General features: G+C 63.6%; 10 protein-coding genes. 4 read left to right on the top strand and 6 right to left on the bottom strand.

The window, feature by feature from the left end:
- The first annotated feature begins 9 nt into the window (after positions 1–9).
- The 3 genes from radC (at position 10) to rpmG (ending at position 1303) form a co-directional block, all read left to right on the top strand.
- Positions 10–690, top strand: coding sequence for a RadC family protein (gene radC, locus ACYQ2U_RS12445; RefSeq protein ID WP_459950699.1), 681 nt, complete (start codon positions 10–12; stop codon positions 688–690).
- A 192-nt stretch (positions 691–882) separates the two neighbouring features.
- On the top strand, positions 883–1119 hold the full coding sequence (gene rpmB / locus ACYQ2U_RS12440) for a 50S ribosomal protein L28 (RefSeq protein ID WP_459950698.1): 237 nt from the start codon (positions 883–885) through the stop codon (positions 1117–1119).
- Between the two features lie 16 nt (positions 1120–1135).
- Positions 1136–1303, top strand: coding sequence for a 50S ribosomal protein L33 (gene rpmG / locus ACYQ2U_RS12435; RefSeq protein WP_459950697.1), 168 nt, complete (start codon positions 1136–1138; stop codon positions 1301–1303).
- 317 nt (positions 1304–1620) lie between these two features.
- On the opposite strand, the gene ACYQ2U_RS12430 is transcribed toward rpmG, so the two are convergent.
- From ACYQ2U_RS12430 to ACYQ2U_RS12410, 5 genes are all read right to left on the bottom strand, one after another.
- The gene (locus ACYQ2U_RS12430) at positions 1621–2892 is read right to left on the bottom strand and encodes a mechanosensitive ion channel family protein (protein WP_459950696.1); all 1272 of its coding nucleotides are present in this window, start codon (positions 2890–2892) and stop codon (positions 1621–1623) included.
- An 11-nt stretch (positions 2893–2903) separates the two neighbouring features.
- Positions 2904–3662 carry a competence/damage-inducible protein A gene (locus ACYQ2U_RS12425; protein WP_459950695.1) on the bottom strand — a complete coding sequence of 253 codons (759 nt, stop codon included), beginning with the start codon at positions 3660–3662 and terminating at the stop codon, positions 2904–2906.
- Positions 3663–3862: 200 nt separating this feature from the next.
- Entirely contained in the window at positions 3863–7633 is a 3771-nt protein-coding gene (gene hrpA, locus ACYQ2U_RS12420) for an ATP-dependent RNA helicase HrpA (RefSeq protein ID WP_459950946.1), read from the bottom strand.
- Between the two features lie 255 nt (positions 7634–7888).
- Positions 7889–8041, bottom strand: a complete 153-nt coding sequence (locus ACYQ2U_RS12415) for a hypothetical protein (protein WP_459950694.1) — start codon at positions 8039–8041, stop codon at positions 7889–7891.
- A 446-nt stretch (positions 8042–8487) separates the two neighbouring features.
- On the bottom strand, positions 8488–9783 hold the full coding sequence (locus ACYQ2U_RS12410) for a helix-turn-helix domain-containing protein (RefSeq protein ID WP_459950693.1): 1296 nt from the start codon (positions 9781–9783) through the stop codon (positions 8488–8490).
- A gap of 446 nt (positions 9784–10229) precedes the next feature.
- Here ACYQ2U_RS12410 and ACYQ2U_RS12405 point away from each other — a divergent pair, with 446 nt between their 5' ends.
- The gene (locus ACYQ2U_RS12405; protein ID WP_459950692.1) at positions 10230–11762 is read left to right on the top strand and encodes a protein adenylyltransferase SelO; all 1533 of its coding nucleotides are present in this window, start codon (positions 10230–10232) and stop codon (positions 11760–11762) included.
- Positions 11763–11796: 34 nt separating this feature from the next.
- On the opposite strand, the gene ACYQ2U_RS12400 is transcribed toward ACYQ2U_RS12405, so the two are convergent.
- The gene (locus tag ACYQ2U_RS12400; RefSeq protein ID WP_459950691.1) at positions 11797–14421 is read right to left on the bottom strand and encodes a PAS domain-containing hybrid sensor histidine kinase/response regulator; all 2625 of its coding nucleotides are present in this window, start codon (positions 14419–14421) and stop codon (positions 11797–11799) included.
- Between the last annotated feature and the right edge of the window lies 1 nt (position 14422).

The raw sequence follows: 14422 nt of genomic DNA, 5'->3' as shown, positions 1-14422 counted from the left end.
GAATTCTACATGGCAATCAGCGACTGGCCCGCCGCGGAGCGGCCTCGGGAGCGGCTGTTGGCCCAGGGCGCGGAAGCCCTTTCCGACGCGGAATTGCTCGCCATCTTCCTGCGGGTGGGCATGCCCGGCAAAAGCGCGGTGGACCTGGCGCGGGACCTATTGTCCCGCTGCGAGGGGCGGCTATCGGTCCTGGCCCGGACCGCCGCGCCCAAGCTGGCGGCCCTGCCGGGCCTGGGCCCCGCCAAGGCCAGCCAGTTGGCGGCGGTCTTCGAATTGGCCCGGCGCGCCCTCAAGGAAAGCCTGCACCACCAGGACCTGCTGGGCAGCCCGACCGCCGTCCGCGATTGGTTGCGCCTGCGCCTGGCCGCCCTGCCCCACGAGGTGTTCGGCATCCTCTGGCTGGACAGCCAGAACCGCCTGATCGAGTACGACGAACTGTTCCGCGGCAGCCTCAGCCAGACCAGCGTTTACCCGCGCGAAGTGGCCAAGCAGGCCCTGCTGCGCAACGCGGCGGCGGCGATCCTGGTACACAACCACCCCTCCGGCGTCGCCGAACCCTCCCAGGCCGACACCCTGCTCACCCGCAATCTGAAGGAAGTCCTGGCCCTGGTGGAGGTCAAGCTGGTGGACCATTTCATCGTGGCCGGTAACGCCCCACCCCTTTCCCTGGCAGAAAAAGGGCTTTTATAACAATAAGGTAAGTGCCGACATGGACGCCAAGCACGGCGGTAAGGCGCCGGCTACGCCCCGCCATTGGCCCGAACAGGCGGCAAAAGGCCGGCCAATTCCGCGTCGAAACAAATTACAGAAGGACTTGAGTCCTATGGTTTTTTCAAATAGAATGCTGCGCTTTGCTGTTACCGACGAACTGGAGCAACCCAAATGTCCCGCGTGTGCCAAGTAACGGGGAAGGCCCCGATGGTAGGGAACAACGTTTCCCACGCCAACAACAAGACCAAGCGCCGCTTCCTGCCCAATCTTCAGAGCCGCCGCTTCTGGGTGGAATCTGAAAACCGTTTCGTGCGCCTGCGCGTTTCCAACGCCGGCCTGCGCACCATCGACAAGAAGGGCATCGAAGTCGTCCTCGCCGAGCTGCGTGAACGCGGCGAAGCGTTTTAACTACCGGAGATAGATCATGGCTAAAGGCGGCCGCGAAAAGATCAAGCTGGAATCCACTGCTGGAACCGGCCACTTTTACACCACCAACAAGAACAAGCGCACCACGCCCGAAAAGCTCGAATTCATGAAATTCGACCCCAAGGCTCGCAAGCATGTTCTGTACAAGGAAGTGAAGCTGAAGTAATTCGGCGCTTCCCCATAAAAAAACCCGCTCCGGCGGGTTTTTTTATGGGTATTTAGCTTGTCGTCGTTTTCCGTCCGGCATTCTCCCTTGCCCCGGTCCTCTCCCACCAGGGGTGCGGGAGAGTTCTTGCAACCATATTTGCAGCAGGTTCCCTCTCCCCTCGCGGGAGAGGGACAGGGTGAGGGGCCGCACGCTTCATGTGCAGTGTTGCCAGTCAAATAGGCAACACTTTTTATATTGGCACTTCCCGGCTCTGTTAGCGGCTTGCATCGCAACACCGACCGGCCCAAGCCCCTCTCCCGCCGGAACGGTACGGCTCAGGGATTCGGATTCGACAGCAGGCGCACCTCCCGCTGCGGGAAGGGAAACTCGATGCCGGCGTGGTTGAAGCTGCGCCAGATGGCCAGATTGACCTCGGACTTGAGGATGCCGCTGCCCTTTTCGGGATCGGCGATCCAGAAGCCGACCTCCAGATTGATGCCGGAATCTGCGAAGCCCAGCACCACCGCCGTCGGCGGCGGATCGGTCAAGACCCGCTCCTGGGCAGCGGCGGCAGCCACCATCAGCGCCATGGCCTGTTCCAGGTCGGTGGCGTAGGCCACCTGCACCGGCAAGGCCACCCGCACCCGCCGATCCGTTAGGGATTCGTTCAGCACCACCGACCCCATCAGCACTTCATTGGGCACGATGGCCTCGACGCCGTTCTGGGCCCGCAGCACCGTATAGCGCGTGGTGATGCGGGTCACCTCGCCCCGGTCGGTGCCCACGGCGATCACGTTGCCGATGCGGATGGAACGGTCGAGCAGGATGATGAAACCGGAAACGTAGTTGCTGGCCACTTTTTGCAGGCCAAAGCCCAGACCGACCCCCAGCGCGCCGCCGAACACCGACAGCGTGGTCAGATCGATGCCCACCAGGGGCAGGCTGATGAGCACCGCCACCAAGATCAGGATCGACTTCACCAGCCGCGACAGCACCAATTGCAGATTGCCGTCCAGCCCCGCAGTGCGCGCCAGGCGGTCCTCCACCAGGCCGCCGATCCACAGCGCGAACAGCAGGCTCATCACCACGGTCACCAGGCCCTGGCCCAGCAACCACAAGTTGAGATGCTGCTTGCCCACGGTAAAGCGGATGTCCTCCAGCATGTCCACCACCGGCGTCAGCAGGCCGAGGATGTGCAAGGCCACGACCAGCCACACCAGGGTGGAAAAGATGCGCTCAAAGCCCACCAGCCAGGGCGAACTGCGGAAGGACACCCGCAGGGCGTAGAACACCGCACGGATCACCGCCAGGGAGCCCAGCAGGGGCAAGGCCACGGACAGCAGATTGACCGGATGCCATTGCTTCAACACCGCCCGGCCGACGAACACCAGCAGCATCGCCGTCAGCGGGAACACCAGGCGCTTCAGGCCGCTCTGGCCCACGTGGTGACGCTCGCTGGGGGTCGCCGCCGCGTATTGGCGAAAGCTCCGCGCCACCAGCCAGGCCACCGCCAGGCAGGCCAGCAGCAACAAACCCTGCCACCAGAAGTCGGGATGATCCAGGTCCCCGCGCAGGGCGTTGAACAGGCTATCGAGGTCGCGCTCCATGGAAATCTCCGTCACACCTTGTCGCTAAAGCTGAAACCCAGGGCCGGCACTTCCCGCCGCATGATCTCCAGCGCCGCCTTCACATCCGCCGGCCGGCCCCGCGCGCCCAATTCCACATGACGCCGGGTGGTCGCATCCCCCAGGTTGGGCAGGCTGAACACCGTGGTGCCGGGAAACTCCGCCTCGATGCGCTGCATCAGGGGAATCATGATGCCCTCCATGCCCTCCCACACTAGGATCGCCTCCTCGGTTTCATCCACCAGATGAAAACGGTCGGCGTAGTGGGTGTCCAGCACCCATTCCACCATGGGCCAGGCCATTTGCGGAAAACCCGGCACGAAGTGGTGATGCCCCCAGGAAAAGCCCGGCATGCGGTTGAAGGGATTGGGAATGATGCGGCTGCCCACCGGAAAGAAGCCCAATTGCAGGCGCTGGGGCGTCACCTCCTGTTGCAGATCGGCGAAGCGGGCACGGATTTCCACCTCCGCCTCGGGATGCAGGGCCAGCTCCACGCCCGCAGCAGCGGCGGCCGCCTGACGGGTGTGGTCGTCCGGCGTGGCGCCGATGCCGCCGAAGCTGAACACCACGTCGTCGGTGGCGAAGCTGCGGCGCAGGGTATCGGTCAGACGTTGCCGGTTGTCGGCCATGTAAAGCGACCAGTCCAGCACCAAGCCACGTTTTTTCAGCATCTCCACCAGGGTGGAAAAATGCTTGTCCTGGCGCTTGCCGCGAATAATCTCGTCACCGATGATGATGGCACCAAAGCCCATAACAATTCCTCTCTAATTCAGCAAAAGCGTTCGTCCGCTGCCGCTCGCATTTGTTGGCGCTGCACGTCGTCCCCGCGAAAGCGGGGACCCAGCGACTTTCTAGCAGAAATGCCCCAAGACACGGGATTCCCGCTCGGGCAAAGCCCGGCCTGTCCTGAGTGTGGCGAAGGGCGGGAATGACGCCATGCAGCCATCAATCCTCACCTTGGCCTACCGTCCCACATCTTCTGCAAGCGCTTCACCGACACCGGCGAAGGCGTTTTCAACTCCTGGGCGAACAGCGCGACCCGCAGTTCCTCCAGCAACCAGCGGAATTCTTCCATGAAAGGATCGTTCACGCCGTTCTTGAGCTGGGCCAGGCGTTCCCGCTCGAAGGGCTTGGACAGGGCCTGCCAATCCGCCATCGACCGCGCGTCCCGCTCGGCGTCGTTGCGGGCCTTGTCCAGGCGCAGGGCGGCGGCCTTGAGATAGCGCGGATAGTGGCTGAGGCGCTCATAGCTGACGGCCGTGATGAAGTGCTTGCCGATCAACGCCGTCACCTGGGCGCCGATGTCGGTGCAGACCGCCGGGAAGGCCTTCTGCGCCCCGGCCAGTTTCTTTTGCAACGTGCCGTACTCGGTCAGGATCGCCCCCACCAAGCGCCCCACTTCCTGGGCCACCAGGGTGATGCGGCCCTTGGCGGCGGCAGCCCGCGCCTCGAAGTCCGCCTGGCTGGCCGGCAGCGGTTCCATCATGCAGGTGCGGTCCAGGGTCACGGCGCTGACCTGCTCCTTGAGTTCCTTTTCCGTGCCCAGGTTCATGTAGGCCAGGCCCAGCTCCCGGGGCAGGTTCTTCTCAATGAACTTCACCTGCTCCTTGAGCGCCAGGGCAAACAGGCGACGCAGGCCGGCCCGGTGCTTGGCGGCGGCCATCTCCTCGGTGTCGAAGGCCCGCAGGGCCACGGTGTCGCCCTCGTCCACCAGGGCGGGGAAACCCACCACCGTGCGCTTGCCCACCACCACTTCCATCAGTTCCGGCAAGGCGCCGAAGCTCCAACCGGTCAGCCCGCTCAACTCCCCTTCCCCGCCGCCCTCGCTGCTGGCCTTCACTTCGGCCTGGGCAAAGGTCTGGGTCACCCGGTCGCCGTATTGGGCGCGCAGTTCCGGCAAGGAACGGGAAAAGCCCAGGGTGCCGCCATGTTCATCGAGCAGGCGGAAGTTCATCAACAGGTGGGGACGCAACTCGCCGGGACGGAAGGCATCCAGGGGCAGCTTCATCGCCAGGGCCTCTTCCACCGCCCGGTTGAGGGACTTCACCAGGGGCTCGTCGGTTTCCGGATTGCTCTCGCAGAATTGTTCAGCAAAGGCATCCAGGGGCTGCAAGCGGTGGCGGTACTTCTGCTGCAAGGTCTTGAGCAGGGCCACCACTTTTTCCTTGAGCAGGCCCGGCACCAGCCATTCGCAGCGCACGGCGTTGATCTGGTTCAGGGCCGGCAGCGGCAACGAGAGGGTCACGCCGTCGTCCGCCGCGCCGGGGTCGTGCTTGTAGGCCAGCTTGAACTGCTGGCCACGCTGTTCCCAATGGGCGGGGAAGGCATCGGTGGTGATGCCTTCCGCCTCGTGGCGCATCAGTTGTTCCTTTTGCAGGAACAGCAGCTTGGGGTTTTCCTGCTCGGCCTCCCGCCGCCAGTGGTCGAAAGCGGCCAGGGTGGTGATGTCGTCCGGCACCTTGGAGTCGAAAAAGGCGTGGATCAGTTCTTCGTCCACCAGCACATCGGGCCGGCGCGACTTGTGTTCCAGATGCTCGATCTCCCGCATCAACTTCAGGTTGTGCTGGAGGAAGCGCCATTTCTTCAGCCAGTCCTCGTTCACCTCGGCCCGCACCAGGGCCTCGCGGATCAGGATTTCCCGCGACAGCTTGGCGTCGATGGGGCCGTAATGGATGCGGCGGCGGGCATGGATCAGCAGGCCGTGGAGGGTCACCCGCTCCCAGGCCACCACCTGGCCGGGGCCCTTTTCCCAATGGGGATCGAACACGTGCTTGCGTAGCAGATGCTCCCCCACCTGCTCCAGCCACTCGGGCTCGATGCGGGCCACGCAGCGGGCGAACAGGCGCGAGGTTTCCACCAGTTCCGCCGCCACGATCCAGCGCCCCGCCTTCTTCGCCAAGTGGGAACCGGGATGGATGAAGAACTTGATGCCCCGCGCCCCCAGGTAGTGGGCCTCTTCCTCGCTCTTGAGGCCGATGTGACCGAGCAACCCGGTCAGCAGCGCCTTGTGCAGGGACTCGTAGGAGGCCGGCAGTTGGTTTTCCTTCCAGCCGTGTTCATGGCACAGGGTCATCAACTGGCCGTGGATGTCACGCCATTCCCGCAGCCGGATCCAACTGATGAAGTTCTGCCGACACCACTGGCGCTGCTTGCTGCTGGTCTCGTGCTTCCACATTTCATCGGCGGCGGTCCACAGCTTAAGCCAGGTGAGGAATTCGGACTTTTCGTCCTTCCACTTGGCGTGGGCCTGGTCGGCGCTGCCCGCCTGCTCCTGGGGCCGCTCGCGGGGGTCCTGCGCCGACAGGGCCGAGGCGATCACCAGCATTTCCTTGAGGCAACCCTGCTCCTTGGCGGCCAAGATCATGCGACCGATCTTCGGGTCCAAAGGCAGCTTGGCCAGTTCCTTGCCCACGGCGGTGAGCTGCTTGTCGTCATCCACCGCACCCAACTCATTGAGCAGTTGGTAGCCATCGGCAATCATGCGCGGCAGTGGCTTGTCGAGGAAGGGGAACTCCTCCACGTCGCCCAGGCCCAGGGACTTCATGCGCAGGATCACCCCGGCCAGGGAAGAGCGCAGGATTTCCGGATCGGTGTGGGCCGGACGCTTGTTGAAGTCGTCCTCGGCATAGAGGCGGAAGCAGACGCCGGAAGACACCCGGCCGCAGCGCCCGGCCCGCTGCTTGGCGGCGGACTGGGCCACCGCCTCCACCTGCAACTGCTCCACCTTGTTGCGGTGGCTGTAGCGCTTGACCCGGGCTTCGCCGGTGTCGATCACGTAGCGGATACCCGGCACCGTCAGCGACGTTTCCGCAACGTTGGTGGCCAGCACCACCCGACGGCCCTGGTGGGGCGCAAACACCCGGCTCTGCTCCTGGGCCGTTTGGCGGGCGAACAGGGGCAGCACTTCCAGGCCGGGAGGATGTTGCTTGCGCAGGGCTTCGGCGGCTTCGCGGATCTCCCGCTCGCCGGGCAGGAACACCAGCACGTCGCCGGGGCCGGTGCGGTGGGCTTCGCTCACGGCCTCCACAATGGCGTCGTTGACGTCCACATCTTTGCGCTCGTCGAAGGGCCGGTAGCGCATCTCGATGGGGTAGAGACGGCCAGACACCTCGATCACCGGCGCATCCTTGCCGTTCAAGGCAAAGTGCTTGGCAAAGCGCTCCGCGTCCAGGGTGGCGGAAGTGACGATCACCTTGAGGTCGGGCCGCTTGGGCAGCAACTGGCGCAAATAGCCCAGCAAAAAGTCGATGTTCAGGCTGCGCTCGTGGGCCTCGTCGATGATGATGGTGTCGTACTGGCGCAGCAGCGGGTCACCCTGGGTTTCCGCCAGCAGAATGCCGTCGGTCATCAGCTTGATGTAAGTGTCGCTGCTGGCCTGATCGGTGAAGCGGATCTTGAAGCCCACGTACTTGCCCAGCTCGCTTTTCAGTTCCTGGGCAATGCGGGTGGCGGTGGCCCGGGCGGCAATTCTCCGCGGCTGGGTGTGGCCGATGAGCCCGGCGCAGCCCCGGCCCAGCTCCAGACAAATCTTGGGCAACTGGGTGGTCTTGCCCGAACCGGTTTCGCCGCAGATCACTACCACTTGGTACTCACTGATGGCCTGGGCAATCTCGTCCCGCCGGGCGTTCACCGGCAGGGCGTCGTCGTACTCGATGGTGGGCCGGGCGGCGAGGCGAGCCTGTAGCCGGGCTTCTCGCTGGGCGGCGCGCTCCTCGGGGCTCAAGGCCGGGCCGCTCTTGCCTGGGCCGCGCCCTTGGCGCCGACCGGCGGAAGCCCCCTCCTCAGCCCGGCCTGGGCGGGGCGAACGGTCGTTTCCGGTGTGCTTGCCGCGTGGGGCGGCGTCCTGGTTTTGCTGGCCCAACAGGCGGCGCAGGTCCTTCAAATCGCCGCTCACAACGGGGCCTTGGGGGAATGGTCAATCAACATGGGGCCATTTTACCGGCCCCGCGCCCCTCCCTGCCCCCGATTCACCGGGGTTTTACAGGGCCAGCAGCACCACGGTGCACACCACGGTCACCAGACAAAAGACGGCGGTATCCACGTCAAAAGCCGGCCATTCGGCCTCGGCGGGGGCTGCTTCATGGGCGGACAGGGCAAAGGGCTGGGCAAGGCGAGCAACAAGCTGGGACATGGCGGCTCCAATCGGGACAGGGTTTCCGTTTCCGGGATGGAGGCATGTTGGCAGGGATGAGGCTCAGAGGATGAGACAGCTAAGAAGACACACCTAGATTAGCGCTATACCAGTTGGGCAGGTATCGGCCAGTAGCGGACAGTAAGTCCTAAAGACTCGAAGACTGATATCGCCCTAAAGCGGAAGTTCATCAGGCAGTGAAGTGTTTAGTTGTTTCTGGGCTATTAATCGGGGAGGTCCCCCTCCCCTTGATTCTTGTTCCGCTATTTGCGCGGCGGGTTGTTACCTCGGCCACCACCAGAGGGTTTGCCGGTTTGACTTGGTGCGTTGTCGAGATGGAATGTCATAATGGTTCTCCTAAAGTTTGGCTCGGGATGATGAAGGAATGTGCTCGTCCGAGTCCTTCCGGGCACAATCGGTTTGATGCTGGAATAGGTGAGTGGTGGCTAACTGGTTTCAGGGGCTAGCCACGATTGAATTTTTTCTATGGCTAGCTGAATATCCGAATGGCGCCATGGCGCTGTCACCAGTTCCCCGCAGGCGAGTTCTTCCACCAAGCGAATCCGATAACGAATTCCACGAGGAGTTAGGCGGTCGGAATAAGGTGGGTCTAGATGAAGGTCAATACAGTGATCTCCTGCAACACGCCAATACTGAAGTGGGTAAGAAGCGAGCTTTGGCTCCAGTCGCTCTCGAAGGTCTGCCAGCAGCCAGCTGACTATCAGGCAATGGCTACTGCTTTCACGAGCGAAGCCTTCCTTGGTGCGAATATGCATTTCGTCTAGGCGGCCAGTGACGAGTTCGGTTCCGATTGCTTGAGCATAGCTACCTTCATGTTCGGTAACTATCAGACGTAGCTGCTCTATCTTCTGCGGTGATGTCGGGGCCTCAAAGATTGAAACGAAGTTGTATGTGCTGCGCGCCCAATCGCTAAGCGGATCGGCAATTAGGTATTCGTCCCGCCAAGACTGAGCTACCCAGCGAAGACCGTTCGGATCAGGTTGGCAACGCACAAAATCGATGCGCATCAGGTCGCGGAGCGATGGGCGGGATATTTCAATGCGATACCAGTAGCCATCGCGCCACATTCGGATCGTGCCGTCAGTTTCGGTTTCGTTGAAATATTTCTCGACCTGTTCTTTGATGTGCCACAAGATTTGCCCTGCACCATGAAGGATGTCGGAGCGATTACATACGCGTGAGGTCATCGTGATAAACCAGTGCCCCTTCAGGTTTGCAGGTGTTAGCAGTTCGGATTCGCTTAATCCGGTATAAGCGATGAGATCAGCAATTTCTGCCGGATTGCGTCCAAGCTGAACAGATTCGATGCGCTCGCTGATATCTTCTGCAAGCCATTCAATCCCTTCGTCTTTACATGGGGCATTCAAATTGGATAGGGCGGATAGCAGCGCCTGGTTGTCTCCGTTGGCAATCTGCTCGCCGATCAATTTGGCGATTTGCTTCAGGTAGTCGGCAGAGTCAGGAATCTCATTGCCTTCGAGAAATGCGAGCGAAACACCGAGTGCTTTGGCGATGGCTTCGGCAGTTTTCCGACTCGTACTCCCTGTCCGCTCAATACGCTGATAGTTGGCTGTTCGCGTTGCTTCGGAACTTCCTCGGCCCCAGTTCGGATAATTGGCGGTAATGGCGTTGGAAAGCTCGACGAGCGATAGCCCCTTTTCCTTCCGCTGGCTGCGTAAGCGCTGTTTGTCGAGCTTGAATGATGGTCTGCCTCTGGTCATACGTCCTCCGTTTGCTTGAGGGTATGATCACGCATTCAATTAACGCTGTAAATGAGCAAAAATACAGCTTTTAATATAATGAAGTGAGTGATGCCAGAAAGGTAAACACGACTTCCGAACTGTTCATGACCACCTTAAGGCACGGTTTTGCCGCAGCATTAATTTTGCTGTCACTCTGACGCTTAGTGAGGCTTTGAAACCTGTATCTAGCGTATGACTGGTGTCGCCTTTGACCAAGACGTATGAATTAGTGCTACGACTGTTTCTCGACTGATATCGGTCGTTGTGCCCTGCATGGTTGTTCGACAGCAATGGGTCGCTAACAGTCATTAACCAGTCAGACTAGTCAGCACACCCTATCCCCCCAATAGCCACACCCTACCCCCGTCGGCGGTAGACTCCCGGCAAGGCCCGCACTGACGGGCCACCGACATAAGGCTATTGCCATGCCCCCGACAACTTCCACCGCGCCGGCGCTGGCCGAGGCTTCGGCCCTGCCGCCGCCCTCGCCCCACTACGCCGCCCTGGGCGCGCCCTACCATCAGCCGGTGCAGCCCACGCCCCTGCCCGAGCCGGCGTTGCTGCACCTCAACCCGCCCCTGGCGGAAGCCCTCGGGCTGGCGGGTTTACCGGCCGACACGCTGCCCGGGCTGTTGAGCGGCAACGCCCCTTGGCCCGGCTATGCGCCCCTGGCCTCGGTGTATGCGGGCCACCAGTTCGGCGTGTTCGTGCGCCAGTTGGGCGATGGCCGCGCCCTGATGCTGACGGAGCTGACTGACAAGGACGGCCAGCGCTGGGAACTGCAACTCAAGGGGGCGGGCCGCACGCCCTATTCCCGTGGTGCCGATGGCCGTGCCGTATTGCGTTCGTCGATCCGCGAATATCTGTGCGCCGAGGCCATGCACGGCCTGGGCATCCCCACCACCCGCAGCCTGAGCCTGGTGGCTTCGCCCCAGCCGGTGTTGCGGGAAACGGTGGAAACCGCCGCCGTGGTGTGCCGCGCGGCGCCCAGCTTCGTCCGCTTCGGCCACTTCGAGTTCTTTTACTACCGGGGCGAGTTCGACGCCCTGACGCCCCTGGCCAACCACGTGATCGCGGCGCACTTTCCCCACCTGCTCGACATCGCCGCGCCGGAGCGCTACGCCGCCTGGCTGCGCGAGGTGGTGGCCCGTACCGCCCGCATGGCGGCCCAGTGGCAGGCGGTGGGCTTTTGCCATGGGGTGATGAACACCGACAATTTTTCCATCCTCGGACTCACCATCGACTACGGCCCCTTCGGTTTTCTCGATGCCTTCCAGTGGGACCACATCTGCAACCACTCGGACGACACGGGGCGCTACGCCTACGGCAACCAGCCTCAGATCGCCCATTGGAACTGCTCGCGCCTGCTCCAGGCCACCCTGCCCCTGCTGGCGGAGGACCAGGATGCCGCCGCCGAGATGGCGCGGGAGATCTACCGGGGTTTCGCCACGGTGTTCAAGGAGACGGCGGCCCGCCTCTGGGCCGACAAGCTGGGGCTGCGGGAAATCCGCGAGGGCGACAACCTTCTGGTGGAAAACCTGTTGGCCCTGATGCACCAAAGCCGCTGCGACTTCACCGACAGCTTCCGCCAACTGGCCCTGGTCAGCAGCGACGACGCCAAGGCCAAGGCACCCGGCTTGCGCGATCAGATGCTGGACATGGCCGCCTTCGATGAATGGTTGCTGGCCTACCGCGAACGCCTGCGTGCCGAGGGCCAAAGCGGCGAAGACCAGGACCGGAACCGGGCTACCGCCATGAACCGCGTCAACCCGCGCTACGTACTGCGCAACCATCTGGCGCAGCGGGCCATTGAACAGGCCCAGGCCGGCGACCCCACGGAGATTGAGCGTCTGCTTGCCCTGCTGGCCGACCCCTTCGAGGAAAAACCGGGTTGGGAGGACTACGCCGCGCCACCGCCCGCCGATGCACCGGCCATCGAGGTGAGTTGCTCTTCCTAAGGCCCAGCACGGCAAACCACGCTGTGGCCAGGGACTAGGGGCTAGGGGCTGAGTCGACGGCCCAGCGTTGCAAGACCGCCGCCAGTTGCTTGATGTCGATGGGCTTGGGCAGGAAGTCGTCCATCCCGGCGGCCAGGCAGCGCTCCCTGTCGTCGGCGAAGGCACCGGCGGTGAGGGCGACGATGGGCAGGCGGCCGTTGCCGGTGTCGTTTTCCCAGCGGCGGATGTGCTCGGTGGCCGTGATGCCATCCATCACCGGCATCTGCACGTCCATCAGCACCAGGTCGGGCCGCTCGCTGGCCACGGATTCCAGGGCGGCCTGGCCGTTGCCGGCCCAGTCGTAGCGGATGCCCAGGTGTTCCAGGGCCGCCTCGATCACCTCGCGATTGATCCGGTTGTCCTCGACGACCAGTACCTTGAAAGACGCATCCCCCGCCCAGGGCGACACCTCGGCGGCACCCTGGGCCGGCTGAGCCCGCTCCAGCCCCGGCAGCACTTCCGCCGACAGGCGGAAACCGAAACAGGAACCGACGCCAACTTCGCTTTCCATCCAGACCTCGCCGCCCATCATGGTCGCCAAGGCCTTGACGATGGACAGCCCCAGCCCCGTGCCGCCGTATTCGCGGGTGGTGGAGCCATCCACCTGGGAAAAGGGCTTGAACAGCACGTGCTGCTTGTCGGCGGGAATGCCGATGCCGCTATCCCGTACGGAAAACCCCAGGACGGCCTGCATGCCGTTGCGCGACAGCTCCTGGGCCACGACCTCGATGCGGCCCGTGGGTGTGAACTTGATGGCGTTGCTGATGAGGTTGGACAGCATTTGCCGCAGGCGCAGGGGATCGGCGCGGTAGCGCCGGCCCACCTCGCCCTGCCAGCGGGTGACGATCTCCAGCCCCTTGCCCTGGGCGGGCTCCTGGAACAGGGCCACGCTTTCCTCGATCAGGGTCTGCGGGTTGAAGTCGCCGGGCATCAGTTCCAGCTTGCCCGCCTCGATTTTCGACAGGTCGAGGATGTCGTTGAGCAACGTCAGCAGCGTCTCGCCCGAGGTGAGGATGGTGCGGGTGTATTCCAGCCGCTCCTTTTCGGTGATGCCGGGCAGCATGAGGAGCTGGGCCATGCCGAGGATGCCGTTCATGGGGGTGCGCAGCTCATGGGACATGGTGGCCAGGAACTGGCTCTTGGCCATGTTGGCGGATTCGGCCGCGAGCTTGGCGTGGATCAGCTCCTGCTCGGCCTTGCGCCGCTCGGTGATGTCGTGGATCACCGAGTACAGCAGGTCGCGGTCGCCGACCCGGGCCGGCCCCGAATACACCTCCACGTCGCGGACCTCGCCGGAGGCCAGGCGGTGGCGGAAGTTGAAGTACTGGCGGTGGCTATGGCGGGCGTCCTCGATTTCCGCCTGCACTTCCTCGCTGGTCATGCAGTTGATGTCGCGGATGTTCATGGTCAGCAGGCAGTCCAGGGGGTAGCCGTAAAACTCCGCCGCCGCCGGGTTGGCGTCCACGATGGCGCCGGACTCCGGATCCACCACGATCTTGACCGCCGTGTTCACCTCGAAGGATTGCCGATAGCGGGCCTCGCTCTCGGACAGGGCCCGGGTGCGCTGGGCGACCTGGGCTTCCAGTTCGCCGGTCAGGGCGGCGTAGGCGTCCAGGGTGCGGCGCAGGGCCAAGGACAACAGGCCGATCTCGTCATTGCCGCCGTCGGTGGGAATGGACGGCGCGGACAGGTGGTCGATGTCGGCCACGGCGGAAGATAGGCGGGTCAGGCGCCGGGTCAGACGTCGGGCCAACAGGCCGGAGGCGCGCCAGACCATCCACACCAGTAGGGCCGCCGTCAGCAGGTAGATGCCGCTCATGGGCCAGAGCAGGCCGAGCCAGGGCGAGTCGATGCGGTACAGGTCGATGCGCAGGCGGTAAAGCGCGGGGAAGGCGGGATGGAAAACCTCCTCGGACACTTCGCCGTAGCGGGTCGGCGCCTCCGCCGGCATCTGCAACAGGACATGGCCGTCCATGGACACGGTGTAGCCCAGGCCCGACTCGATGGCGTCGTGCCGACCGGCGAACTCCCTGGCCAAGTCCAGCTCGCCGAGCAGGACGCCGATGGTTTCGTCGCCGTAGGGATAGCGCACGGGGAAGCCGATCAGGAGCCGGCGCGCCCCGCCCTCGCCCAACTGGGACGCCGGCTGCCCGCTGGCGAGGATTTTCTGCACCATGATCAGGGGATCGTCGCCGCCCCGGGTGAGCAGGGACACATCGCCGGAAAGGGGCCGGCCGCGATAATCGAGCAGGACGACGCGGAAGGAGTCTCGCTCCGGCGCGTTCAGGTTGCGCAAATAAGGCGCCAGATAGGCCTCGCGCCCCACCGTGTCGGAAATGGCTGTCCACACCAGGGGGCTGGCGCTCAGTTCGCGCAGGGAGTCGGTCTGCTGGTTGATCCGCGCGCGCATGTCCCCCGCCAGGATCTTGAGGGCGGTGGCATTGCCCGTAGACAGGTTCTCGCGCGTGGCCTGGAACTGGGTCACCAGAATCACGGCCCCGAGCAGGGCCACCATCTGCATCGCCAGGCCGAAGGCGGCGCGGCGGAAGCGCTGTTCCAGCCCGCCGCTGGGCAGGGGATGGTCGGTCGAGGGGGTCGAGGGGGTCGAGGGCTTTTTCATG

Source organism: Denitratisoma sp. agr-D3, assembly GCF_054658675.1.
This window is presented reverse-complemented; position numbering and strand designations above follow the sequence as displayed.

Bases quoted from the DNA above. Each gene is read 5' to 3' on its own strand.
- radC (WP_459950699.1), top strand. From the start codon at position 10: ATGGCAATCAGCGACTGGCCCGCCGCGGAGCGGCCTCGGGAGCGGCTG.
- rpmB (WP_459950698.1), top strand. From the start codon at position 883: ATGTCCCGCGTGTGCCAAGTAACGGGGAAGGCCCCGATGGTAGGGAAC.
- rpmG (WP_459950697.1), top strand. From the start codon at position 1,136: ATGGCTAAAGGCGGCCGCGAAAAGATCAAGCTGGAATCCACTGCTGGA.
- ACYQ2U_RS12430 (WP_459950696.1), bottom strand. From the start codon at position 2,892: ATGGAGCGCGACCTCGATAGCCTGTTCAACGCCCTGCGCGGGGACCTG.
- ACYQ2U_RS12425 (WP_459950695.1), bottom strand. From the start codon at position 3,662: ATGGGCTTTGGTGCCATCATCATCGGTGACGAGATTATTCGCGGCAAG.
- ACYQ2U_RS12415 (WP_459950694.1), bottom strand. From the start codon at position 8,041: ATGTCCCAGCTTGTTGCTCGCCTTGCCCAGCCCTTTGCCCTGTCCGCC.
- ACYQ2U_RS12410 (WP_459950693.1), bottom strand. From the start codon at position 9,783: ATGACCAGAGGCAGACCATCATTCAAGCTCGACAAACAGCGCTTACGC.
- ACYQ2U_RS12405 (WP_459950692.1), top strand. From the start codon at position 10,230: ATGCCCCCGACAACTTCCACCGCGCCGGCGCTGGCCGAGGCTTCGGCC.
- ACYQ2U_RS12400 (WP_459950691.1), bottom strand. From the start codon at position 14,421: ATGAAAAAGCCCTCGACCCCCTCGACCCCCTCGACCGACCATCCCCTG.